The sequence below is a fragment of the Intestinibaculum porci genome, from assembly GCF_003925875.1.
Lineage (GTDB): Bacteria > Bacillota_I > Bacilli_A > Erysipelotrichales > Coprobacillaceae > Intestinibaculum > Intestinibaculum porci.
In genome coordinates, this window is the sequence record NZ_AP019309.1 from 2,060,268 (window position 1) to 2,085,947 (window position 25,680).

The 25,680-nt window shown below is 40.7% G+C and carries 23 protein-coding genes and 1 other annotated feature; all 23 genes read right to left on the reverse strand.

What is annotated here, in order from left to right; all coding sequences use genetic code 11:
- Positions 1 to 249 precede the first annotated feature (249 nt).
- Entirely contained in the window at positions 250 to 1,152 is a 903-nt protein-coding gene (locus tag SG0102_RS09940) for an Ig-like domain-containing protein (protein WP_157983023.1), read from the reverse strand.
- Positions 1,153 to 1,279: 127 nt separating this feature from the next.
- A complete protein-coding gene (locus tag SG0102_RS09945; RefSeq protein ID WP_125119780.1) occupies positions 1,280 to 3,226 on the reverse strand; it encodes a fructose-1,6-bisphosphatase in 1,947 nt (648 codons plus the stop codon).
- A gap of 137 nt (positions 3,227 to 3,363) precedes the next feature.
- Positions 3,364 to 4,131, reverse strand: a complete 768-nt coding sequence (locus SG0102_RS09950) for a hypothetical protein (RefSeq protein ID WP_125119781.1) — start codon at positions 4,129 to 4,131, stop codon at positions 3,364 to 3,366.
- A gap of 11 nt (positions 4,132 to 4,142) precedes the next feature.
- The gene (locus tag SG0102_RS09955) at positions 4,143 to 6,359 is read right to left on the reverse strand and encodes a RelA/SpoT family protein (RefSeq protein ID WP_179951197.1); all 2,217 of its coding nucleotides are present in this window, start codon (positions 6,357 to 6,359) and stop codon (positions 4,143 to 4,145) included.
- Positions 6,360 to 6,405: 46 nt separating this feature from the next.
- A complete protein-coding gene (locus SG0102_RS09960; RefSeq protein WP_125119783.1) occupies positions 6,406 to 6,924 on the reverse strand; it encodes an adenine phosphoribosyltransferase in 519 nt (172 codons plus the stop codon).
- A gap of 68 nt (positions 6,925 to 6,992) precedes the next feature.
- Positions 6,993 to 8,636 (reverse strand): single-stranded-DNA-specific exonuclease RecJ, encoded by a 1,644-nt coding sequence (recJ, locus tag SG0102_RS09965; protein ID WP_125119784.1) that lies wholly within the window; start codon positions 8,634 to 8,636, stop codon positions 6,993 to 6,995.
- A gap of 37 nt (positions 8,637 to 8,673) precedes the next feature.
- The gene (locus tag SG0102_RS09970) at positions 8,674 to 8,961 is read right to left on the reverse strand and encodes a post-transcriptional regulator (protein WP_125119785.1); all 288 of its coding nucleotides are present in this window, start codon (positions 8,959 to 8,961) and stop codon (positions 8,674 to 8,676) included.
- A gap of 158 nt (positions 8,962 to 9,119) precedes the next feature.
- Positions 9,120 to 10,232 (reverse strand): aminotransferase class I/II-fold pyridoxal phosphate-dependent enzyme, encoded by a 1,113-nt coding sequence (locus SG0102_RS09975; protein ID WP_125119786.1) that lies wholly within the window; start codon positions 10,230 to 10,232, stop codon positions 9,120 to 9,122.
- On the reverse strand, positions 10,232 to 10,960 hold the full coding sequence (locus tag SG0102_RS09980) for an amino acid ABC transporter ATP-binding protein (protein ID WP_125120799.1): 729 nt from the start codon (positions 10,958 to 10,960) through the stop codon (positions 10,232 to 10,234). The genes SG0102_RS09975 and SG0102_RS09980 overlap by 1 nt, the downstream gene beginning before the upstream one ends.
- A 10-nt stretch (positions 10,961 to 10,970) precedes the next feature.
- On the reverse strand, positions 10,971 to 11,654 hold the full coding sequence (locus SG0102_RS09985; protein WP_125119787.1) for an amino acid ABC transporter permease: 684 nt from the start codon (positions 11,652 to 11,654) through the stop codon (positions 10,971 to 10,973).
- Positions 11,655 to 11,678: 24 nt separating this feature from the next.
- Positions 11,679 to 12,452, reverse strand: coding sequence for a substrate-binding periplasmic protein (locus SG0102_RS09990; protein WP_125119788.1), 774 nt, complete (start codon positions 12,450 to 12,452; stop codon positions 11,679 to 11,681).
- A 56-nt stretch (positions 12,453 to 12,508) separates the two neighbouring features.
- Positions 12,509 to 12,721: a binding site (T-box leader), on the reverse strand.
- 110 nt (positions 12,722 to 12,831) lie between these two features.
- Positions 12,832 to 13,116 (reverse strand): hypothetical protein, encoded by a 285-nt coding sequence (locus tag SG0102_RS09995; RefSeq protein ID WP_125119789.1) that lies wholly within the window; start codon positions 13,114 to 13,116, stop codon positions 12,832 to 12,834.
- Positions 13,113 to 13,292, reverse strand: coding sequence for a hypothetical protein (locus tag SG0102_RS10000; RefSeq protein WP_125119790.1), 180 nt, complete (start codon positions 13,290 to 13,292; stop codon positions 13,113 to 13,115). Before SG0102_RS10000 ends, SG0102_RS09995 begins: the two co-directional genes overlap by 4 nt.
- A 52-nt stretch (positions 13,293 to 13,344) precedes the next feature.
- Positions 13,345 to 15,042, reverse strand: a complete 1,698-nt coding sequence (locus tag SG0102_RS10005; RefSeq protein ID WP_125119791.1) for an MBL fold metallo-hydrolase — start codon at positions 15,040 to 15,042, stop codon at positions 13,345 to 13,347.
- 385 nt (positions 15,043 to 15,427) lie between these two features.
- The gene (gene htpG, locus SG0102_RS10010) at positions 15,428 to 17,329 is read right to left on the reverse strand and encodes a molecular chaperone HtpG (RefSeq protein ID WP_125119792.1); all 1,902 of its coding nucleotides are present in this window, start codon (positions 17,327 to 17,329) and stop codon (positions 15,428 to 15,430) included.
- Positions 17,330 to 17,467: 138 nt separating this feature from the next.
- The gene (locus tag SG0102_RS10015) at positions 17,468 to 18,469 is read right to left on the reverse strand and encodes a GGGtGRT protein (RefSeq protein WP_125119793.1); all 1,002 of its coding nucleotides are present in this window, start codon (positions 18,467 to 18,469) and stop codon (positions 17,468 to 17,470) included.
- 18 nt (positions 18,470 to 18,487) lie between these two features.
- Positions 18,488 to 19,180: an iron-sulfur cluster assembly scaffold protein gene (locus tag SG0102_RS10020; RefSeq protein ID WP_125119794.1), complete on the reverse strand. Its 693-nt coding sequence runs from the start codon at positions 19,178 to 19,180 to the stop codon at positions 18,488 to 18,490.
- Between the two features lie 282 nt (positions 19,181 to 19,462).
- Entirely contained in the window at positions 19,463 to 21,055 is a 1,593-nt protein-coding gene (locus SG0102_RS10025) for an ABC transporter ATP-binding protein (RefSeq protein WP_162300195.1), read from the reverse strand.
- The gene (locus SG0102_RS10030) at positions 21,048 to 22,760 is read right to left on the reverse strand and encodes an ABC transporter ATP-binding protein (protein WP_125119796.1); all 1,713 of its coding nucleotides are present in this window, start codon (positions 22,758 to 22,760) and stop codon (positions 21,048 to 21,050) included. Before SG0102_RS10030 ends, SG0102_RS10025 begins: the two co-directional genes overlap by 8 nt.
- Positions 22,761 to 22,828: 68 nt before the next feature.
- A complete protein-coding gene (locus SG0102_RS10035) occupies positions 22,829 to 23,323 on the reverse strand; it encodes a HipA domain-containing protein (RefSeq protein WP_125119797.1) in 495 nt (164 codons plus the stop codon).
- A gap of 183 nt (positions 23,324 to 23,506) precedes the next feature.
- Complete coding sequence (locus SG0102_RS10040) at positions 23,507 to 24,883, reverse strand: transposase (protein WP_125119798.1); 1,377 nt, start codon at positions 24,881 to 24,883, stop codon at positions 23,507 to 23,509.
- A gap of 21 nt (positions 24,884 to 24,904) precedes the next feature.
- Positions 24,905 to 25,366 carry an IS200/IS605 family transposase gene (gene tnpA / locus SG0102_RS10045; RefSeq protein WP_125119799.1) on the reverse strand — a complete coding sequence of 154 codons (462 nt, stop codon included), beginning with the start codon at positions 25,364 to 25,366 and terminating at the stop codon, positions 24,905 to 24,907.
- Between the two features lie 82 nt (positions 25,367 to 25,448).
- On the reverse strand, positions 25,449 to 25,631 hold the full coding sequence (locus SG0102_RS10050; protein WP_125119800.1) for a hypothetical protein: 183 nt from the start codon (positions 25,629 to 25,631) through the stop codon (positions 25,449 to 25,451).
- Between the last annotated feature and the right edge of the window lie 49 nt (positions 25,632 to 25,680).

The following is a 25,680-nucleotide window of genomic DNA, read 5'->3' on the forward strand; positions in this document are numbered from 1 at the left end:
TACTCTCATATTACGCGGTACCACCTTAGTTCATGTTGCCATGCCCTCTCCGTTAACGCTGGAAAGCGTGCTTGCGCATTCTCCAAAGTGTCCCATAGTGTCCTTATCATCATTTCCACCAGCCATGATGTCTCTATCATAATTCAACTATTTAATCTTCTTCTCAGAATCTGGTTTGATTATAAAACAAGTCCCCTTTAAAATCAACTAAAAACAGGCAAGCGCCACTTGGCGCTTGCCCCTTATGATCTATAAAACATTCTCACTATTGCTCCAGACAATGCCATTGACCTTCTTATGCGCGTCAAAATAGAAGATCTTATACCACATATGCCCCTTCAGCTTCGCAAAGTAAATCACCTTGAGATAAGCGCGGCTTGATGGTACATTATGATACGCATCATTGGCAAAATCAGCCTGATCACTAAAAGTGATACGATAGGTTGTTTCGCCATACGCTTTCCACAGATCAGATAAACGAGAGCCCATTACAATCCCGCGATCATCCTGCGGATCATTGGTATTGTCCTCATTGAAATACCAGTAATAGCTGCGTCCATGCGCTTTCGTATACTCGAAATAATGCGAGTAGCCATCAAGTTTAGAGGTGTTTTTGACATAAAAATCATTGTACGTTAAAGCCTTTACGGTCGTGATCGTACATGTATAGGTTTCCCCTTTCACTTTGGCTTTAATCGTCCCCGTCCCGGGCTTTAATGCCTTGATCGCACAAAAGTCCTTATAAGCGGTCAGCTTAAAAAGTTTCTTGTTAGCTGACCATTTCGGGACACTCCCCCAGAGCTTGCTGACTTCTAAATACGTCGTGTTCCCGACAAAGGAATACACGCGCTGCCGATCCAAGTGGGAGCGTAAAACGCTCACCCGCGCCTTATAGTGTCGCCCTTGAATGGTGGCGACAAGCGTTGTTGTGCCGGCCTTAAGACCGGTCACTACCCCTTTATCATTCACGGTGGCGATGCGGGGATTCTTAATGCTCCAGGTGACGGGATCCTGATTATTTTTCATCTTAAACGTGTAGCGGTTGCCAACATATAATTTCATGGCTGAGACATTGAGCTGTGGTGTAGCGGCATATAAAGGAGTGGGGCTGCTTAAGATCATAAGTAATGATAAAACAAGTGTTTTTTTCATATGCATTTCTCCTTCATAAGATAAGATCGACGCTTTTCCTGCTTTCATCGTTTCATATTATTATGTTATTGTTTTAAAAATAATATGGGAAATTGTGGGAATATAAAAAGGACTCTATGAGTCCTTATTAAGGTAATGTTGTGTACGACAGATCCGTCTCTAACTGGTGCTCTTTAATCACACCGCTCTTATAAGCTTCCACTAATTCTAATAAATCACGGATCTGACTGCGTAAGGCCGCACCGTTGTCCGTCTCGGCGACGCGTAAGCGATGGTGCATATATTCCACCACTTCAATACTCGGTGTGTTATCCCCGCCACGCACGAAATCATGATGTTCAGCTAAGGCTAAGTGATGGGAATTAAAGATCAGGGTATAGCCGGCGATCCCGGTTTTAGAATGATAGGCCTTTGAGATGCCGCCATCAATGACAAAGACTTTGCCATGAGCACGAATCGGCTTTTCGCCTTTCTTCACTTTGACAGGGACATGGCCATTGACAATATGACCCGTTTGCGGATCAATACCAAACTCCTTCAGGATGAGATCCGCATATTCTTCCTGTTTGCTCAATGAATAATAGGCATTGTAGTTTTCCACATGCGTTTTTACATCTTCAATCAGGCAGTGTTCAAAGGTACTCATCTTATCTTTGCCAAATAATGGTGAAGCAGGACCGCACCAAAGATAATAAAAAATATCCGTGGCATAAACATCCTGACTAAAATAGGCCTGTCGCGCTTTGCGTTCGAAGTAGTCCATCAAGGCTTTGCCGGAATAAGGGCCTTCTAAGGTTTCGACCGTCGCAAAACTGCCATCTTCATTCATCGGAATACAGCCATGGAATAACAGATTGCCATTAATGACCTTGTACATCGAGCCGTTGGTAAAGAAGAATTCAATATGTTTCTTGAGGACATCACTATGGGTAAAGCTGTACACAAGAGAATCCATCAGAGAGCTCTCTTCTGGGGTGAGAGCATACGGATGGGCTGGATCAATAGTGGGAAAATGACCATCTTTAAGCGGATAAGTGACACCTGCAATGGTCACTGTTTTCTTGTCATAGTCAATCGCCTCTAGCAGCAAGCGATGATCTAAGTGATATTCCGGATGACGGCCGATCATCTGCCCTTCTAGTTTAAGCATAATGATGGTAATGGCTTTACACATCTTGGCCGCTAAACGTAAATCCACCTGATCGGAAATATTACGATCAAAAAGATGAGGCATAAAGCAGTCACATGGATCATCCCCATACATTTTGCCGGCAAATTCGGATAAAGGACGAATATTAATGCCATAGCCATCTTCAATAACATCAAATGAGTTATAGTTGGTCGCAATACGTAACACGCTCGCCACGCAGAGCGGATTGCCAGCCGCCGCCCCCATCCAGTGGGCATCATGATTGCCCCATTCAATATCAACATCATGGAAACGAATGAGCTCTTTCATGATCTTATCAGCATGGGGACCACGATCAAAAATATCACCGATAATATGAATAGCATCAATGGTTAAATTCTGAATCAAATGGGATAAAGCCACAATCATTTCTTCGCCTAAACCCGTTTCAATAATGCCATTAAGAATTTCCTGGTGGTACAGTTTCTTATCCGGATCACTGGCATCAATATGCAGCAGTTCATTAATGACATAGGCATATTCACTTGGAATCTTCCGATAGACCTTCGTGCGGGTATATTTTGATGAGACAACTTTGCAGACGGCAATCAAACGATTGATCGTGGTCTTCTGCCAGCCCTGCTCATCTTCATCATGATTTGTCGATAGACCATGACGCGGATAATAAATCAGATTGGCGAGATCCGCTTTCTCTTTAGGAGAAAGCAGATCCCCAAAGGTTTCATTAATTTTATAAAGAACAACACCGGAAGAACTTTTCATCATGTAAATGAAAGCTTCACTTTCGCCATGTAAATCAGAAAAGAAATATTCGGTGCCTTTCGGTAAAGCTAAAATGGATTTGAGATTGATGATTTTGGTACTCGCCGCTTCCTTGGTAGGATACTGACGGCTTAATAATTTTAAGTAATCTAAATCACGCATAAGAATCGCCTCCTTGGCTTCATTGTACTAAGAATCAAAAGCTTTGCAAGATCCATTCGCGAATTTTACAAATTCCTTACAATCCAAGCGTTACCATCCCAAATTTTCCCATCAGAAAAAGGATGATTGCTCATCCTTTAATCATCATCGTCAGGGAAGATGTAATCTTTGGCTTTATGAAGATCATCAGAAACGGTGATCTTTTTGTTCATCTGATAGTGACCTAAAGCAAAAGCTTTCTTGCCTGGCAGATAGATTGCATCCGCCGCTGTAATCTTTCTTAAATGCAGACCATTAGCCGTAAATGGGTTGAGGTTTTTCACTCCCATAATTGTCACCTGACGTGTTTTTATATCATAGTAAGGCACTAACGCATAGCGGCTCGCACCGATCTTTACCTGCGGGTACGATCCGTATTTACGGCCATCTTCATAGTAGAAGAAAGCCTGCTGGAGCGACGAAGGATCAAGCTTCGTATCCTCATCAAAAGTTGTCGTTAAATAGATCGCGTGATGATAAGCGCGAACCCCATGATCCTGATGTTTTAGATATTTATCTTCATGCTTAGCGCAGCGCCCCATCACATCCTGACCGTTAAAGATAAACGTAACGACACCTTTATAATCACAATAATCACGCACCTTTAAGGATGACGCTGTTTCATCTTCTATTTTGGCTTTAGGAGCATATTTTTCTACTAGCGTTTTCAGTAACGTCATATCCCCCTTTGGATTGGTATTCTGGTTATGATAAGCCTTTTCCAGCTTCCCAATCTTTTCATAACAGCCAATATAGTCGGTATTAAACATCTTCTTTTTAATGTAATACCCAAAATAGCCAAAACCAGCGATTAATAAAGCAATAACCACAATAATAATCAGCGTATTTGCATTCTTTTTCTTCATATTCAAACTCCTTAATGAATCACGCGTTTTATTGTAGCAATTCCCTGAATTTTATTCAAGTTATCAATGCACTGCTGAAGCGTTTCGGCATTATCTACTGATAATGTCAGTTTAATAATCGCATCCAAATCATGAATGCCGGCATTGATATTGAGAATATTGACATTGCATGAACCTAAACACGTCACCACATCATTGAGGAGGTTTGGCCGATCTAAGCCATTGAGCTCTAAGTCCACATTATAACGCTTATTTTCTAAGTTGGTATAATCCCAGTAAACATCAATAAGACGGCCTTTATCAATATTGGCCACGTTTGGACAATCGGCACGATGGACTTTGATTCCCTGCCCTTTGGAAACGAAACCAACAATTGGATCGCCCGGAATCGGTGAGCAGCATTTACTTAACTGCATCTTTAAACCAGAGACATTTTTGACGCTGATGCCGATACTCTTTTGATGTTTCTTATTATTGCTGGCATAATTCTGATTCTTCTTGAGCATCTTTGATAAGTTATCAAGGAAGCTGCGCTTTTGTGGTGCAACCTTTTCTAATAATGTCCCCGCCGTAGCCTGACGCTTACCAATCGAGGTTAAGATCTCATCAAAATTCCGGGCGCCAAAAGAACCTAAATAAGAGCGATAAGTTTCTGGATCAAGATAGGTCTTTTCATCTAAACCGCGGTTGCGGATTTCTTCACGGAGAATGCGGCGTCCTTCTTCGATAAATTCTTTGGAATTTTCAGCATCGGATTTCGCAATCCAGGCACGAATCTTATTACGCGCACTCGCCGTGCGAACAAACTTCAGCCAGTCTTCACTTGGCTTGGCCGCATTGTTGGTTTTGATCTCACAGATATCCCCGGTCTTTAATTTGGTATCAATTGGCACCATCACATTATTGACAATGGCTCCGACGGCATGGTTGCCGACTTCAGTATGAATACGGTAGGCAAAGTCAATCGGCGTCGAACCGTTTGGTAATTCGATAATTTTCCCTTGGGGCGTTAAAACGTACACATTGGCTTCAAAGATATCGCGCTTAAGGGTATTGTAATACTCCTGGGCTTTTTCATCTTTGACTTCATCACTGATGGTAATAAAGTCTGATAACCACTGTAATTTCTCACCGATTTCCTTCTGTTCAGCTTTCGCACTATAGTTCTTGCCTTCCTTATAACGCCAGTGCGAAGCGACCCCGCGCTCAGCGAGTTCATCCATTTCTTCGGTACGGATCTGAATTTCAAAGATATGGCCGCCTTCGCCAATCACCGTCGTATGTAATGACTGATACATATTTGGTTTTGGCATCGCAATATAGTCTTTAAAACGGCCTGGTAAAGGACGATATTTTTCATGGATAATCCCTAACACTTCGTAACACTCCACTTTTTCTTTCAGAATGATACGTAAAGCATTAAGATCATAAAGTTCATCAAAACGTTTATGTTTGATGACCATCTTTTTATAAATCGAATAAATATGTTTCGCGCGCCCTTTAATACGGTATTCTAAGTGATGATCATCAAGCAGCTTAGAAACCGAGGCAATCATCTTATCGACATGCTCTTTACGTTCACTCTTTTTCTGTTCAAGCAAGTCAACGATTTCATGATAAGCTGTTGGATCTAAGTAATAGAGGCATAAGTCCTCTAATTCCACGCGGATATCATTAATCCCTAAACGATGTGCAATCGGCGCATAAACTTCCAGCGTTTCACGGGCAATACGCTGCTGTTTTTCTGGAGGCATATACTGCAGGGTCCGCATATTATGCAGACGGTCCGCTAATTTAATTAAGATGACACGGATATCCTTCGCCATGGCAATGTAAATCTTACGGTGATTTTCCGCATAGATTTCACTTTCTTCCATGTAAGGCATCTTATTGATTTTCGTGACACCTTCGACTAAGGATGTGATCTCTTCCCCAAAACGTTCCACCATCTCATCATGTGGCACATCGCAGTCTTCCATGACGTCATGAAGCAGCCCTGCCGCAATGGTCATCGGCCCCGTCTGCAGGGTACATAAAATATACGCGACCCAAATCAGATGAATGGTATATGGTTCGCCGGAGCGGCGTTTCTGACCTTTATGTTTGACCATAATAAAGTCATACGCTCGCTGAATCAGATCCATGCTTTCTTTTTTAGTGATATAGGTAGAGGCGAGCTCTTTCACATCTTCAAATGTGACTTGATCTTTTGCACCTTTAATTGTCATCACTCATACACCCCCTATTATGAAAAAAGAGACGGCTTTGTCTCTTTTAATAACTTAGTAATGAACAAACGTTGTAGCCTTTTGCTTTTAAACGATCCGCTGCTTTCAGATCTTTTAATTCAATGACAAAAGCAACGCCAGCAACGATGCCGCCCATTTCTTCAATCAAGTCAATGGCTGCTTCGACAGTTCCGCCGGTAGCGAGCAAGTCATCAACGACTAAGACACGATCACCTTTTTTGATAGCATCTTTGTGCATTTGAATTTCATTTGATCCATATTCGAGATCGTAAGATTTAGAAACAACTTCTCTTGGCAGTTTGCCAGGTTTACGAACAGGGACAAAGCCAGCGCCAAGTTCGATTGCGACTGGACAGCCAAATAAGAAGCCACGGGCTTCAGGCCCAGCGACAACATCAATGTTTAAATCTTTTGCAAAATCAGAGATCTGTTTCACTGATTCCTTAAATGCTTCCGCATTTTGTAACATTGGTGTGACATCTCTGAAAATAATTCCTTCTTTGGGAAAGCCAGGAATACTAGCGACATAATCTTTTAAATCCATAAATACGTCCTCCTAAATACTTATTTATTATACCAAATCCTGCCTCTAAAACAAAGTAGTTTTAAGGATTAAGCAAATTCTAAATCATCATCATTAACGATCTCTTCGATAATCATATTGACGCTTTTAAAACCATGATACTCATTGATTGATAAAGTACCGACCATCGTGAGCTCTTGATTGAGATAGTCTTCATAACGGTCCCCTTTGCCGAAATAAAGAGCCGCAAAACGGCCTGCTTCGAGCGTTTTATCAAAACGCAGATGCTTGCCTTCACTTAACTGACGCAAACCATCAAAGGTGACATCCTTTAAAATAAATAACGGCTGCTCATTCGTTTGTCCATAAGGTTCTAACGCTTCTAAACTGCTGACATTATCAATGGTAAGTTCTTCAAAAGAAACCGGAATGACAACTTTTTCCGCGTTGAAATCACGACCATCGATATCTTTGAGTAAAGCCTGATGCAAGTCTTCGAAATGACTTTGCGCCACGCTAAAGCCGCCCGCCATGGCATGACCGCCAAACTGAATGAGTAAATCTTTATGGGCATCAAAGAATTCATAAATATTGAAGCCATTGACCCCGCGGGCCGATCCTTTATAGGTCTGACTCTCTTCATCATAATGCATGACTAATGCCGGCTGTTCGTAGGTTCTCGTATATTTACCGGCAATCAAACCGATAATTCCTTCATGAACATTTTCTGAGGCATAATAGAGACAATGTTCGTGCTCTTCCTGCATCGCTTCTTCATACTGCGCATTGGTGAGCGACTGTCTTTTTGTATTAATCTTTTTCGCATTTTCACTGACCGCTTCCATAAAGCGCATGGGACAGTCTTTCTGAAAGAATTTCACCAAATTATTCGGATTGACAATTTCCGGCAAGCGCCCAAAGGCGTTGATTTTGGGGGCAATGGTAAAACCAATCGAGGTTGTTGAATAGCGCTGATTCCCTAGTAAAAGATCTAACTGAGGATAATGTTTCTCAGCCATGAAAGCGAGAGAGCGTTTGACAACACTGCGGTTTTCATCACGCAAAGGCATCATATCAGAAATCGTCGTAATCGCCGCTAAAGAATATAAATAGGGATCATGATGCCCTAATAAAGCCGCCGCTAATTTATAGGCAATAAAACCGCCACAGATCTCTTTCATCGGATAACTATCCCCTAATTTCGGATGGACAATGGCACAGGCATCAGGATAGTCATCGCCTTCAAAGGTATGGTGATCGGTAATAATGACATCCACTCCTAGTTCATTGGCTTTTTCAACGGCTTCAAACGCCTTAATGCCATTATCGACAGTAATAATGAGATTGTAGCCTTTCTCAGCCATCTGCTCCACGCGATGGACATTGAGACCATAGCCATCTTCAAAACGATTGGGAATATGGAAACCGACATGGATATTTAATTCATGAAAAGCCTGCACTAAAATGGATGTAGCTAAAATGCCATCACAGTCATAATCCCCATAGATGACAATCTTTTCCTTTTTTTCAATGGCCTCCCAGATACGATCTAAGGCCATTTCTCCTTCCGTAAATAAAGAGAAGTCATGATAAATCAGACGCGGATTGATCATCTGCTGATACGCTTCTAAGCTTAATCCTTTTTCCTCAATGACTTTCGCCAATAAGGGATTGACATGATAATCCTTGATAATCTGGCTGGTTTTAGACAGCTGATCTATTTTATATTTCATAGTTCCTCCAAAATAAAAAAATAACTGTCCGAGGCAGTTATTTAAAAATCAGATCATTGAAATCTGTAATTTCTTTCTTACGTGCATCAACAATCACTTTCGCTCTTAAAAAATCAAATAACTCAGAAAAATTGAGAGACATGATATCATTGATAACATCGCAATATTCAACTGTCACTCTATCTTTCCATTTCACATTATAAAGATATGATTTGATGTCGTCAGCATCAATTCTCTGAATACCTTCATTCTTTAATTCATGTGCTTTTGTATGGATAATAAAGATGATTTCATCCGGTAACGGATCTTTAAGACGAATCTTCATTTCCTTCACTTTCCTTCCTGTTTTATCATTATATACGATATCGCCGCTAATGAAAAGGAATTTCCAAAGAAAATTCAGCACCTTTGCCCTTAAAGTTCACCATTATTTACGTTTATTTTAATAATTAAGAGACTTTCGTATCTAAAAAGCAGACTGAATTAATCAGTCTGCTCATGCAGATAGGCACTTAATAAGGAAAGGCCTTGTTTTATAATATGTGGGTCCTGGGTAAAACCAAAACGTAAGTAATATTCTTGATCGAAGCAAGCACCTGGGACAAAGAAGACCCCACACTTCGCCTGCAGCTCTTCACAGAGCGTTTTTGAATCAATCGGCGCGTGATAATGTAAGAACGCGACCGTTCCATCTTGCGGAATAACACAGCTCACTAATGGTTCAGAGGCAAGATACTCTTTTAAGATAGCTATATTTTTAGAGACGATATCACGGGAACGTTTTAAGACTTCCTCCTTGTGGCGTAAAACGCAACAGGTGAGATAATCATCAATGGCCCCCGTGGAAATCATCGTATAATCACGACGGAAATTGATTTGTTTAATAAGCGCTTTATTAGCTTTGATCCAGCCTAAGCGTAAGCCGGCAAAGGAATAGATCTTCGCTAATGAAGAAGTGGTAATCCCTAATTCATAGAGATCGCTGACAGAATCACAGTAAACCTGCGGATTAATCCCTTTGTAGATTTCATCAACTAAGATGTAAATAGATCTTCTCTGGCAGTAAGCGATGAGCTGCTCCATCAGATCCTGTTTGATAATGGTGCCGGTGGGATTATTAGGCGCATTGAGGATGATCATTTTGGTACGATCATTAATGGCTTCTTTAAAGTCTTCGATTGAAGGCTCCCACTGCTTTTCTTCCTGTAATTCAATTAAAGTGTAATCACAGCCGAGTGAAGCCGGATAGGTATAGAACTGTTCATAGCCTGGGGTTAAGGCCACAATGTGGTCACCAGGTTCTAAGATGGTGTCCATCACATGCTGATTGGCATTGACAGCACCGCGGGTAATGGCGAGATTATCATGATCGCCAGTTTTATAAAGGGTGAGGATGGCGTCTTTGAGTTCTTGGGATCCTTGGATCGGTCCATAATCTAAAGGGATATCATAAATGTGATTTATGATATCCTCATGGGTTAATGATTCTAATTCGCGTAAAGACATGGCTTTGATGCAGGTATCTGCCAAGTTGTACCGACAACTCCCTTCATGCTCAGTCATCCATGTTTCAACGCTGAATTCTTTTAAATGCATTAGTGCATAACCTTACTTAAGAAAAGTTTGGCACGATCACTTGATGGATGATCAAAGAACGCCTCCGCACTATTTTCCTCAACGATTTGGCCATCTTCTAAGAAGATGACACGGTCAGCGACCGTCCGGGCGAAGCCCATTTCATGGGTGACGATGATCATCGTCATCCCTTCTTTACCTAAGTCCTGCATAACCTCTAAAACTTCTTCCACCATTTCTGGGTCTAAGGCACTGGTTGGTTCATCAAAAAGCATGATTTCCGGATTCATACATAAACTGCGGGCGATCGCTACACGCTGTTTTTGACCACCAGAAAGTTTATTAGGATACTGCGATGCTTTATCATCGAGACCAACACGCTTTAAGTATTTCATCGCCATATCTTTCGCTTCCTGATCGCTGCGTTTTAAGACGCGCGTCTGCGCGATGGTCAGATTTTCTAACACTGTCATGTTTGGAAAGAGATTGAAATGCTGGAAAACAAAGCCCATTTTGCCGCGCTGCGCCGCGTATTTCTTTTTGTTTTTTGCATCATAGAGTTCGCCTTCGAAATAGATGTGGCCAGATTCCGGAACTTCTAAACCGTTAATCGCGCGGATTAACGTTGATTTTCCGGAACCAGAAGGGCCAATCAAACAAACGATTTCTCCCTTTTTGACTTCCAGAGAGACATCATTTAAGGCTTTTAATTTACCGAATTGTTTGGTGATATGATCCACTTTGATCATTGTGTCTGTATTAGTCACTAGCAGATAACCTCTTTTCTAATTTCTTAGATAAATAAGAAATTGTTAATGTCATGACAAGATAGAATGGAATAACTAACGTATAGGCTGACATATAATCATAATATGTATTCCCGATATTTTTGCTGGCCTGGAATAATTCTACTGCCCCGATCGTGGCGAGTAATGATGTATCCTTGATTAAGACAACGAATTCGTTGACTAAGGTAGGAATAATCAGCTTAACGGCCTGAGGCAGAATGACGAAACGCATCGTGTCGGCTCTTGATAACCCTAAGGTTGAGCAGGCTTCCCACTGGCCTTTCGCCACCCCATTGATCCCGGATCTGATATATTCGGCCTGATAAGCAGCGGTATTCATACTCATGGCAATCACCCCGATGAGATACTGATTCGGACGGATCACCGATCCGGTCATCTGTCCGATAATCAGTGGAATAACGGTAAAAATATAAGAAATCTGAACTAACATTGGCGTCCCACGAATAACTTCGATGTAGAACGTAGAAATAGCTTTAAGGATTTTTGAGTTTGACATACGCATAGCCTGTAATAAAACCGCTAAGACAAACCCAATGGCCAGTGAAACAGCCGCCAATCCTAAGGAAATCAGTGCAAACTGAAAATAGTAGAGCAGATTCCCTGGTGTAAAGATGGTGCCAAGAGCTGGAAACATAGAATACCCCCTAATATTTATGAATTACTTTTCAAGCTTCTTTAAGCCGTATTTATTTGTTAATTTCTTGTAGTCTTGAGAAGCTAAAAACTTCGTTAAAGCTTTGTTCATTAAGTTGATCATCTTTTTATTGCCCTGTTTTGCAATAATGTAGTTCTTTTCATCTAATAATGACTGGCTTAAGACTTTAAAGTTCTGCGCTTTGGCATAGTTGTTAGCAACAGCTAAGTCAACGACAACCGCATCATACTGATTTGCTGTTAATGCAGAGAAGATTTCCTGAGCATTTGATACCGAAGATACTTTTGCATTCTTAACGGCTTTGGCAGCTTTTTCACCTGTTGAACCAGACTGCGCTGCTAACTTCTTGCCTTCTAAGTCTTTGACAGTCTTGATCTTAGAGTTCTTATTGACAACGGCTACCTGAGCAGTTGCAGTATATGGATCAGACCATTCTACTTTTCTCTTCTTATCATATGTGAAGCCAGAAACACCGACATCAACCTGACCAGCCTGAACCTGTGAAACGATGTTATCAAATGACATCTGATTCCATTTGAATTTATAAGTTGTGTTCTTATCATTTAAATAAGATGGGAATAATTTAACCATGTCGGCATCGAAACCAACGATGTTGCCTTTTTTATCTAATGATTCATAAGGTGCATAGTCTGGTGAAGTGGCAATATTAATGGTCACTGTCTTTTTCCCATTTGATGTTGTTGATGAGGATGAACCGCAGGCTGTTAAAGTTGCGATCATCGCCGCTGATAAAGTTACTTTTACTAATTTTTTCATATTGAATATCCTTCTTTCCCTCTCACTTGAAAACAAAAAAACGTCTCCTGCCTTACGCAAGAGACGAATATAAACGTATTCGCGGTACCACTCTTCTTGATATCAATCGATATCCACTCTCTCCTTAAGGCGGAACACCGCAATCCCTACTCATTTCAGGATCGCCTTTCGGAAGTACGTTTCATTTTCCTCGTATGTCTCAGTCTCCCACCATCACTGATTCGCTTGCCACCGGTTGAAAAATTACTTTTCTTCGTCATCAAGTTTTTATTTATGTATTTAGTATACTTCAATCATGATAATTGTCAAGCACAATTTGTATACATGATATTGTTTAAAAAAGCGAAAATGAGAAAGTTCTATTTGTGACTAAACGAAATCAATACTTTTGACGACGCACTTTACGATCTTTAAAGAAGATATTTAAGAGTTTGGTAAAGAGTTTATGTGTTGAAGCGATCACATCATTAAGATCCTGCAGAGACGCAAAGGCATCCTCGACTGTCTCATTGAGTTCGGCAATCTGTGGGCGATATTCTTCTTCGACCTGACGATGAAAATCATCAATGACACTGCGCAGCATCAAAATCTTTATACCGATATAGATGAGTACAACACCTAACACAAGAAAGAGCAGCGAAGCGATAATTTTTCCAATGATCATATATTTTTCTTCAACTCCTTAATCGCTGTAATGAGAGCATGTCCTTCAATAATGCGCACAGTTCCCGGCACTTTTAATAAAGCTAAGCTCGCTAATAAAGAATGATTGGAATAAGGCCACAAATAATACAAAGCCATAAACTTTTTTACAGTTAACTTGTCATCTATTTTACGCATAGGCATCCCTCCTGCTTTAAGTGTAAAGCATTACCGCACTTTTGTGAAGGCTTTATGATAAATCATCAATCGCTTTCGCTTCAACTAAAAGCGGCGATAACTCTTCATGCATCAGTTTACGTCTTGGATACTTCTCACAGTAATGACTGACTAAGTATTCAATCTGATCCGTACCGCCTTTTAAATCAATCATCGCTCTTAAAATACCAGCTAACTCTTTATAGTGCTGCCGCGTACCAGCTTTTTTCACCATATTATTCGCAATGCGTTTATAAGCATTGACTAATACTTCCGGATGTTCTTTTTTCAAATAGCCGCGCGCCTTATTAACCTCGGTTAAATCACTCGTGCTATTGATCATCTTAATGAGGGCATCATATTCCCGATCAATAGCTAGTAAGTAAGCCTTCGCCTCGGGATCATCGATCTGATCTAAATATTTCATGCGACTTTGCGGCCAGTATTTTTTGGAAGAATTGAGTTTAATCTCCCGATAGATTTCAAAGTGATGATCACCATACATAGTAAACATCTGATCCAAAGATCTTAAGTATTCTTTACGCATATTGGCTTTCTTATATAATTCTTTTAAGAAATAGTAATCATAATAAACCGAGTGGGGATCTTTTTCAAAAGGAATCTGTTCTTTGATATAGTTCATCAGCCATTTGGTTTCATCATGGGTGGCACAGTATTCGGTAAAAAAACGACGAATATTGATATGTTTCCAGTTCTTCATCGCTAAAATACGAATGTCTTTCTTATTGTTGGCGCGAATCAGCAAGCGTAAGTAAAATAACACCCACTGCTCGTAGTTTTTCTCTTCTTTAGGTTCCATCGCTTTTTTGCCATCAAAGGAGTCGATGACCTGCTTAGCAAGCGCGAGTGACCGCGCAAAATAACGATCTTCAAAAGCATGATTAAGTAAGTAGAAATAATCATCTCTAAAGATGCTGGCATCTTTTTCCATCGCATGAGCTGTAATTAACTGATACACTTCATCCTGATTCTCAATCCCGCCGATGGCTCTTTTATAATAAACGTTAAGATCACGAATAAAGTTTTTAATCGTATTGCTGGCATGTTCATAATAGAAGCCATCTAGCTGACTGTACATATGATCAATCACTTCAAAAGCATGTAAGTAAGCATGCGCTTCTAAGAAGTTTTCAAGATGAGGCTCTAAATGCTGGCGGATTTCCCCAAAAAAGTAATCGGCGATCTGATGGGACAAATAGATCACCTGGGAGTTTTCGTACTTTGGATTATCGTCACGATAGCCCTGCATAATGGCATCTATTTCCTCATTGACTTTCTCCACCTGAGCGCGGGTTTTCGCTTCCTGACGTTCATCATAACGCACGAGTTTTTTAAAACGTTTGAGCAATTCCCCATCGCCGTTAAGCAGGATTGATAAAAAGTCTTTCATTTCCTGTTCATTTACGAAGTTTAATAAATCCTCGACATCATGGGGATCAACACGCATTTCATCTTCTAAGCGATCTTCGACGGCAAATAACAAGGCGGCTTCATGGGCACAGGCATGGCCTTCACGGCCGCGTTCACATTCGCAGTCCATCGCCGTAATATTATTACCCATATGTTTAATCATGACATGATCAACATCACCATCAAGAACATCTGCCTCAATCAGATGATCAGCCATTTTAATATGAATAACATTGCCAGCTTCATAAATTTTATAGCCGGCATCAAGTTCTCGGGCATCAAAATTGTTTTCCCAAGCCATTCATTTCACCTCTTTACAATATAAAAAAAGATTTCTAATACAGATATGTTTGTAAATCATAGGAATGTATAGAGAGCAAATTTAAGAATCTCTTCTCAAATCTATTTTCATTATATGATAAAACATTAAAAAATACAATAAAAAGAGATGTACCCACAAGAAGTCGCTCCTAACGTTTGGCACATTCACCTAGGGACAAGAAACTTTGTGAAACGGGTAGGGACCAAGGTATGTTTCACGGTGCTTTTAGGGAATGATTGTGATAAGGATGTGCCTATATAAATCAATGACTTCTTCACATCTCTTGAGGCTAGTATAACGTTGTGATGTGGCAAAGATGTGGCAAAAATGTAAAAAGTGCACCATTTTTCAGGTGCACCATCAATTATTTACTTGCGCTAATCATTAAAGAGGTAATTTTATTAGAGAATTCAACTGGATCTTCGACTGGGAAACCTTCAATTAATAAAGCTTCATCAAAGAGGATTGAGGCATAGTCTTTCACCTGATCAGGATTCTTTTCATAAACGGACTTTAAGGCATTAAACAATTCATGTTTAGGGTTAATTTCCAAAATACGACCCGCTTTCACCTGCTGAGCTTCGGCATTAGGCATCGCATTGAGGACTTTTTCCATTTCGAAGGATACCCCTTCGCTTGAAGAGAGGCAGACTGGATGTGATTTTAAACGTGAGGTTAACTTCACATCAACAACTTTATCGCCTAAAGCATCTTTAATTGTCTCTAATAATGACTTGTTATCCGTAGATTCCTGTTCCAGTTCTTTCTTTTCTTCCTCAGATTCGATATTTAAATCACCCTGAGAAACATTCTTGAATGGTTTTTCTTTATAATCACGCATCATCTGTAAGCAGAATTCATCCACATCCTGAGTTAAGTAAAGGATATCATAACCTTTATCTTTCACTGTTTCTACCTGTGGCAATAAATCGATCTTTTCAACGGTTTCCCCGCTGGCAAAATAGATTTCTTTCTGATCTGCTGGCATTTTGTCAACGTATTCTGCTAATGTGATATAATCTTTTTCTTTGGCTGAATAGAACATTAATAAATCCTGCAGCTTATCTTTTAACATACCATAGGAATTATAAATACCAAACTTCAGCTGAATGCCGAAGTTCTTCCAGAACTTCTTGTAACCTTCGCGGTCATTTTTTAACATATCCGTTAATTCTTTGGTAATACGTTTTTCAATACGATCCGCAATGAGCTTCATGCTGCGATCATTTTGTAACATTTCACGAGAGATATTTAAGTTTAAATCCTGAGAATCGACTAACCCACGAACGAAACGATAATGTTCTGGGACTAAATCTTTCGCTTTATCCATAATGAAGACACCACGGGAATAAAGCTGTAAGCCTCTTTCATAATCACTTGAGAAGTAATTCATTGGCACTTTTGATGGAATGAATAATAAGGAATCATAAGTGACCGCCCCTTCAACACGGTTATGCATGACGCGCTGTGGATTTTCGAAGTCATTGAATTTTGATTTATAGAAATCATTGTATTCTTCTTCCGTGATATCTTTCTTATTACGTTTCCAGAGTGGCACCATACTATTTAAAGTTTTGGTTTCCGTCACATCTTCGTATTCATCACTGTCTTCTTTCTTCTTAGAGACTGTCATATCCATCTTAATTGGATAATGGATGTAATCTGAATATTTCTTTACCAGTCTTTCAATTTCATACTGATCTAAATACTGATCATAATTTTCATCATCCGTATTAGGTTTTAAGTGTAAAACAATTTTTGTGCCATGATGATCTAAGCTAGAAGGCAAGATTTCATAACCATCAGAGGTATCAGAAACCCAGACGTAAGCCTGATCATCACCATATTTCTTAGAGAAAACTTCAACTTTATCAGCGACCATGAAAGCAGAATAGAAACCTACCCCAAACTGACCGATGATATCGACATCGCTCTTGCCATCTTCAATGGCCTGTTTGAATTCATTAGAGCCAGAGTTTGCGATGGTCCCTAAATGTTCATCAAGTTCCGCTTCATTCATCCCAATCCCATGATCTTCAATGGTAATGGTACGTTTTTCTTTATCTGTATCGATACGGATATCCATGTCTTCTCTTGAGAAGCCCTGAATATTGTCCTTTAAAGCTTTATAGTACATCTTATCTGATGCATCGCTGGCATTGGAAATTAACTCTCTCAAAAAGATTTCTTTATGTGTATAGATTGAATTAATCATTAAATCTAACAAACGTTTAGATTCTGATTTAAACTGTTTTTTATCACTCATCTTGATATCTCCTTTTTAGCACTCTTTATATTTAACTGCTAAAGGTATCTTACACCATCATTTTAGCACTGTCAATAAATAGCTGCTAAATTAAGCAAAAAGAAAAGAGATGATTGCTCATCTCCTTTCGAGAAAAAACTATTTAGATGCTTCTTCGATTGCAACAGCAACGGCAACAGTAGCACCAACCATAGGGTTGTTACCCATACCGATTAAGCCCATCATTTCTACGTGAGCAGGAACTGATGAAGAACCAGCGAACTGCGCATCTGAATGCATACGACCCATAGTATCTGTCATACCATAAGAAGCTGGACCAGCAGCCATGTTATCTGGATGTAATGTACGACCAGTTCCACCACCAGATGCAACTGAGAAGTATTTCTTACCTGCTTCAAGTCTTTCTTTCTTATAAGTACCAGCTACTGGATGCTGGAAACGAGTTGGGTTAGTAGAGTTACCAGTGATAGAAACATCAACGTCTTCTTTCCACATGATGGCAACGCCTTCACGCACGTCATCTGCACCATAGCAGTTAACTTTTGCACGATCACCATTAGAATATGGTGTACGGCTTAATTCTTTGACTTCACCAGTGAAATAATCAAACTGAGTTTCTACATAAGTGAAACCATTGATACGTGAGATGATCTTAGCAGCATCTTTTCCTAAACCGTTTAAGATAACTCTTAATGGGTTCTTACGTACTTTGTTTGCGTTTAAAGCGATTTTGATTGCGCCTTCAGCAGCTGCGAATGATTCGTGACCTGCTAAGAATGCGAAACACTGAGTTTCTTCGTCTAATAATCTTGAGCCTAAGTTACCATGACCTAAACCTACTTTACGGTCATCAGCAACTGAACCTGGGATACAGAATGACTGTAAACCAACACCGATTGTCTTAGCGGCATCAGCAGCTTTCTTATCACCATGTTTTAATGCTAAAGCAGCCCCTACAGTGTAAGCCCAGCAAGCATTTTCAAAACAGATTGGCTGAGTTGATTTTACAATGTTATAAACATCGATACCAGCATCGTCGCAGATTTTTTTCGCTTCTTCGATGTCTTTGATTCCATATTCGTTGAGAGTTTTGTTAATTTGGTTAATACGTCTTTCGTAACCTTCAAATGTAATTGCCATTATCTTATTCTCCCCCTATTATTCTTTTCTTGGATCAATGTACTTAGCAGCATCTGCGAATCTACCATATGTACCAGTGGCTTTCTTGATGGCTTCATTTGCATCCATACCATCTTTAACCATATCCATAACTCTTCCTAAGTTTACATATTCGTAACCGATGATTTCGTTGTTTTCATCTAAAGCGTTACGAGTGATATAACCTTCAGTTAATTCAAGATATCTTGGGCCTTTTGCTTTTGTTGCATAAGAAGTACCAACCATTGATCTTAAACCTTTACCTAAGTCTTCAAGACCAGCACCAACAACTAAGCCGCCTTCAGAGAATGCAGACTGAGTACGACCGTAAACGATCTGTAAGAATAATTCTCTCATTGCAGTGTTGATGGCATCACATACTAAGTCAGTATTTAATGCTTCAAGAACTGTACGACCTACTAATGCTTCAGCGGCCATAGCTGCAGAATGAGTCATACCTGAACAGCCAACAGTTTCGATTAAAGCTTCTTCGATAATACCTTCTTTAACATTTAAAGATAATTTACAGCATCCCTGCTGAGGTGCACACCAGCCGATACCATGAGTGTATCCATTGATATCAGATACTTCTTTAGAGTAAACCCATTTTCCTTCTTCTGGGATAGGTGCACATCCATGATGAGCTCCCTGAGTAACAGTGCACATGTTCTGCACTTCACTACTATAGATCATTGTTTTTCCTCCTTGTTTTTATTTACGTCCCTTTTGCCATCCGCTACCATACAAATGGCATGACGCGATCTAGAGTTTTTTAACCCTCGGAAACAAATTTTCCTGTCTATATGATATCGCTAAACTTCTTTTTTTTAAAGACTTTTTAAGTAAATTTGTAAACTTTTTAATTTATCATTTTATATTCACATCTTTTATGTTTTCGCATTCAATGTGAATATTTTTATCTCTATTTTATCACTATTTGCGAAATACCCTATTAACCTATCTTAATTGTATAGATTAAAGCCTAATTAAACGTCCATCATGAGCGGAGCGCCGATGGGAAATAGAAAGCACGGTGCGCCCTTTACTCACCTGATCTAAAGCATGCATCACCTTTTCCTCTGTTTCCTTATCAAGTGAAGCGCTCATCTCATCTAATAATAGAATTTCCGGATCACAGACGATGCTGCGGGCGATCATTAAAAGCTGCAGCTGCCCCTGAGAGAAATTGACATCTTTCATCGGCGTCTCAAGTCCCTTAGGCAAACGCTTTATTTCATCAGTCAAAGACACCATGGTAATAGCCTTTTCAATCATCTCATCAGTGATTGTCTCATCATAAAGGGTCACTTGATCTTTCACGCTTCCTTCGACCAGAGTCACGCCCTGCTGACATAAAGCAATAAAATGACGCTGATTGGCATTATGTAAATCAGGCGTGTGGCCGGCTAGTAAAATTTGACCACGCCATGGCTGGTAGAGACCTAACAATAACTTAAACACTGTACTCTTGCCCTTACCGGTCCGGCCAACAAAAGTGACATGTTCCCCTTTTGCGACATCAAATGAAAAATCTTTTAAGACCGGTTCATCCTTATAGCCAAACGTCACATGATCAAAATGGATATACGGTCCTACGCCTTCATAGCTTGGCATTTTTTGCTCTGCAATCTTTAAAAAATCCTGCATCCGACTCATCCCCGCTAAAGCTTCCTGAATGCTTTGGATTTCCATGCCAATCGATTCTAACGGGGCAAAAAGCTGTCCGATATAGGCCATTAAAGCAACCGCATTGCCCGCGCTGATGCCAAATAATAAGCGCATTTTATAGCCTTGGGCGGCTCCGATCATGAGTAAACCGATGACAATGGCTTGAATGGTGAGAATCATTGGTGAATAGACACTATCCAACAAATTTGATCTGTTTTGGGCCTGGTAAGAATCTTCAATGTATGTATCATATTTATTTTCCATGTAATCTTCTTTTTCAAAGATATGAATCATTGATAAGACCCGCAGTGTTTCCGGGATATGATGATTGACTTTTGCTATCGCCGCGCGATTTTGCTTTTGTGACGACAAAGAAGATTTCTGAAAATATCTGGTCAGAAAGACAATGATTGGCATAACGATCAAGACGATCAGACCTAAACCAATACTACGCGTAAAGATTACAATCAAAAGGCCGATCAGCTGAAAGCCATCTGCCAGCATTCCCACAATGCCATCACTATAAAGACTATCAATGGTATCCGCATCATTGACAAAGAGTGAAGCGATCTCCCCGCTTTCATGATCTGTCAAATAAGAAGTTGGCAATTGATTAAGCTTTTTGGCTAAGGCACTGCGCATACCATGGGTCAGTTTCTGGCCAAAAACTGTGATCGCCATATTTTGCATTGACGCGAAAAGATCACTTAAGACAATCAAGCCTAAATACCCTAAAGCCAAAAGCAAGGAAACATCTTTTTGCGTTGTCAGATGATTGACAATATTTTCTAGTGCTAACGGTGGTAATAATGACGTGGTAATACTGAAAGTTATCAGCACTACCATCAGGATAAATAGACGCTGATGGGCATGAATAACCTCTTTTACAATCTTACGCATGGTCCTTTCCTCCTTCAATGAGTTTGACATAATGAACATTTTTAGCCATTAAGGCATCATGCGTGTCCACCTGCACTTTATGGTCATCGATAAAAACCACCTGATCAAGCTGCGGCAAAATGCTGAGACGATGGGTCATGAGTAAAATGATATGACCAGACAGCTTTCTTAAATGATCCAAAATCTTTTGCATCGTCGCTTCATCGACCGCAGAAAAAGGATCATCTAAAATGATAATAGGTTTTACGTGCGCTAACGCACGTGCTAATGCCACGCGAGCGGCCTGACCGCCCGATAACGTTAAACCGCCATTGCCAATCATTGTATCCATACCATCTTTAAAATGACTGACCTCTTCATCTAGACAGACGAGCTTTAAATACTCAGCCACGTCGATCTCATCACCTAAACTGATATTGTTAGCGATACTGTCACTTAGCAGCATTGGATCATGGCCCATATAGGTGATCGTTCCATGCCTATCATGGGGCGGAAGACTTTTAAGATCCTGCCCATTGATATAAATACGCCCCTGATAATTGGCTTCGCCAATGAGCGCTTTCCCTAGTAAGCTTTTCCCGCTGGCGACTTCACCGGTAATACCAATCATTTCATTTTGATGAAAGGTCATGTTTATATCACTAACAGCCGTTTCCTGATGACCAGGATAATACACCATGACCTGATCAAAAGATAAATCTTCTAAAGCATTGAGATGATTTGGATAATTGTCATGAATAGGATCAGCCATTAAAGGCTGCAGACGCCCCCAGGAAACTTGCGCTTTCTGCACCGCATTAAAGAGTTTAGCCGCATGGGAGACTTTTGTGGCTAATTTGGTAAAGCAGGCTAAAAAGGTTGTAAAGTTCGCTAAATTCCAGACTTTCCAGCCGCTATGTAAAACATTACGACCGCCAAAATAAATAATCAGGACCACGCCAAACATGGCAATCGCATCATACAACGGAGTTAAAGCCCCTTCAAAGATATTCGAAATCGCACTTTTATGTTCATAATCAGATAATTGCTTTTCATACCGCGCATTGACCCTCTCTTCGCGGCCATTAACACGATATAACAAAGCATTAGTAATGCGATCCATCGTCATCGTATTAAGAATCGACTCACTTTCCTTATAGGCTTTATTGGCTTTGACCACCTGCTTTTTTAATAAATTGGCAATGATATACGCCAACGGGGTAAATAGACAAGCTAAAAGCGTTAAACGGACATCATAATAAAAAAGCATCGCTAAATAGGCAATCATGACAACACCGGTATCAAAGACTTCGGTGGTAAACTTGCGCATACCTTCAACGCAGCTATCCACATCACTGATGGCCTTCGTCATCAGGGAGCCCGTATCATCACCTAAGTGCCGATGCAATAAAGCATTATAAAGTAAACGGCGCATGGTTCTTGAAGTATGATTGGCAAAGATGCGCACACTGAAACGTTTGATCGCCCGAAAAATCTGCACGAGTGCAATCACTAAAATATAAATAAGCGCTAAGCGCACTAAATCGATGGCTTCTATTTTCTTTTGTAAAAGATCATATAAGCCTTGGACAAGCTGGCCCTGGAAATAAGGTCCCGCCGCCATGCCAATATTATAAATAAGCCCAGAAATCGTGACGATGAATAGCACCGGTGCTTCGCGTCTAAAGTAACTGATCAGCTTTTCTGGATGACGGATAGATTTCATGAAACTCCCCCTTTATCTTTCATGATAGTCTTCCTATTTCATGAATTCAATGTTTTAAAAACGAGAATCTACCTAAGATTCTCGTTGTATACTTTTAATTTTTCAATACGGAGGTGTAATCCCTGCGCGCATCTTTCAATCCGTTCTTCTGCAATATAAGCACGCTCCTGATGCGCATGCAAAAGCGCAATCCATCGCTGTGATGCCCTATATAAGGCAGCATAATCAATACTTTTATGTTCTTTTAAAACAATATGAAGGATTTCATCAAAATCCCTATTTTGCTTAGTAAAGAATGTGCCATATGCATTTTCAAAATTCATCTCGTAAATCTGTTTTTGACTGCCCATTGCTTGCCCTGAGTCATAAATCGGTGCAACAGATCGCCATTTAAGCGTATTGACATCACGAATAATACCAAAATTGCCTAAGTGACGATCACAATTGATCATCAGGTAATCTAAAATGAACATCTTTGTCAGATACTCAAAGGCACGAGGCACTTCGTGTTTGTTTAGAATTTCTCTATAATCTGCATAAAGATCTTCAGGTGACTTATGCACTAAGTGAACCTCCCACGGCTAAAGCCGCGGGCATCTCTAACCTCCGCCTCAAAAGAAGCAGAGGAGAAATGATGACTCCCTGTCCCTGCATGCAACATGCCCGAACCGGTTTCCCTGGTTCGCTGACTGAAACTTATAGTTCCAGACAGCTTAGCTGCACTGACGGCAGGGCTGCCATGCTGACTACTCTTCCGGCGCAGAGCAGACTGCAAGAGCCTGTCTGTACACGGAAAGGGTAATCTTGGTTCTCTTCGCGGCGTCAGGGACTTTTGCCGTAACGCGCGACCACTCAGTTTCTACGAGAGTGGATTTAAGGAGACGCATCAGATAGCGTGCGCCTATATTATAGCTGGCGTTAAGATCGCAGTTGTACATCTTGCCGCTTTTAAACTGGCATACATCATACGGCGTATTTTCTGAAATCTCATGACCTCGCTTAACCCTCCCGCTACCGTCGAAGGCAAGGCGAGATGTATATTTCGGACTGACTGTAGCATAGCGGATACCGATGCGGTGAAGCATTCCACATGTTTTGTGGAACACCTCCATCTTCCTCCACTGCGCTGTTTTTTCGGAGCCCCTAAAATTTCTGCTCAGATGCTCAAACACAACAGCATCAGCGTGAACTTCTTCAGCAAAGGCAGCTATCTGATGTGCTGTCTGGCATGCGATGTTCATATTCGTGCCGAGTATCTTTGTATTGATGTGACTGAGTGAAGCGTATCTGCCGGACTGGGCACGGATGCCTCTTTTTCTGTGTCTCAGATGTTCCAGACGGTCTTTCTCACCTGCAAGTCTTATAAATCGTCTTGCAGTAACAGTGCCGTCAGGCAGCATTGCCGAACACACAGCATCATTTCCTATTCCGAGATCAACGCCGACGATCACGTTCACATTTTCTCTCAGACTGGTCTTTTTGCGGGTAAGCACATAGGCAAAAACCCAGTGACCAAATGAGCGCACAAGGGACGGCGATGCCATTTTCCATCCGTCGGCCATCTTCTTTGAGATATAATGAGCATCGCTGCTTTTAACCTTGATTCTATAATAGCACCAGTCCTTCCCGTTCCACAGCTTAACGGAAAGCGATCCGTCAGTGTTTGGAACGTACATGTTGTCCTTGTAGAATGAAGGCGCAATATCCGGCCCGGCACAGAACTTAGGCGCATGACGTTTGGTTGGCCGCATGCCGTTACTGACGCGAGCATACTGAATGTCTTCATATCGTTCAGTGTTTGATACGAATGATGACACATGGCCAATCGCACGCATGATCACATCTCTTCTGAGATATGAAGGAAATTTATAATATAGTCTGTCGAACGAAGAGTAGAGCGCACTTCTGTTTTTTGTGCTGTGAATCAGGCTCTCAACATATGTTTTTGCGTCCAGCGTATCAAGACCGCGGATTTCATCCCAGTGAGAAACACAGACGTTAATAACATAGTTCAGTGTAGCATGATAAAGGTCAGATGTCATTCTGATATAGCGTGACACCTGCTGTGATATGCCTTTTGTATGCACTATATAGCGCGTAACATCTTTGTTTCCCTGATCCATAGCGTACTCCTCCTTCCTGCTTTATCTCTTCTTTCTTGGGCGTCCGCCAACTCCGCGTTTTGTGCGCTGCCCGCGGATATATGTTTCCACCTGCTCTCTGGTGCGGTCACTGACTGTAGCCACAAAATAAGACGGATTCCACAGATGTCCGCCCCATAGCTGTGACTTAATTTCAGGATGTGATCTGAAAAGGCGCCATGCCGAAGTTCCCTTGAGAACTTTTACTGCGTCCGATATGCATAGCTGCGGTCTGCAGTCTACGAGCATATGGATGTGATCCGGCATAGTTTCCATGGCAATGATGCCGATGCCAAGGTCCTCTGCAATTTCACGGATATCCTTTTTGAAGTCGGCTTCAACAGAGCCGATAATAACAGGCCTTCTGTATTTGGTGGCCCACACGATATGATACTGAAGAGAATACACGTATCCTCTTCCATGCGTAACATCTGAAAAATCAGTTGTATAAATATCTTCTTTCATACCTATATTATACCATATGTGCATAAAAAAATAAGTTTTTATACGTTTTTTATAAAAAAGCCCGCCTTACTCATGACTAAAGTCACGAGCGTGCGGCGGGCAAATCGTCAATTTCCGCATTTTTTAATAAGGCATAGGCAGTAATGAGCTCAGTGTTTTCATCAATAAAGCAAGGGCACTGCGAAACAACGACATCGCCTAAATATGTAACCGTATAAGGAACATAGGGAAGCTGCAAAGCTTCACTTAAAAACGTGCTTAACACTTCACAAAATGGCTCAAAGCCTTTTGCTTTATAAGAGCCCTTTAATAAA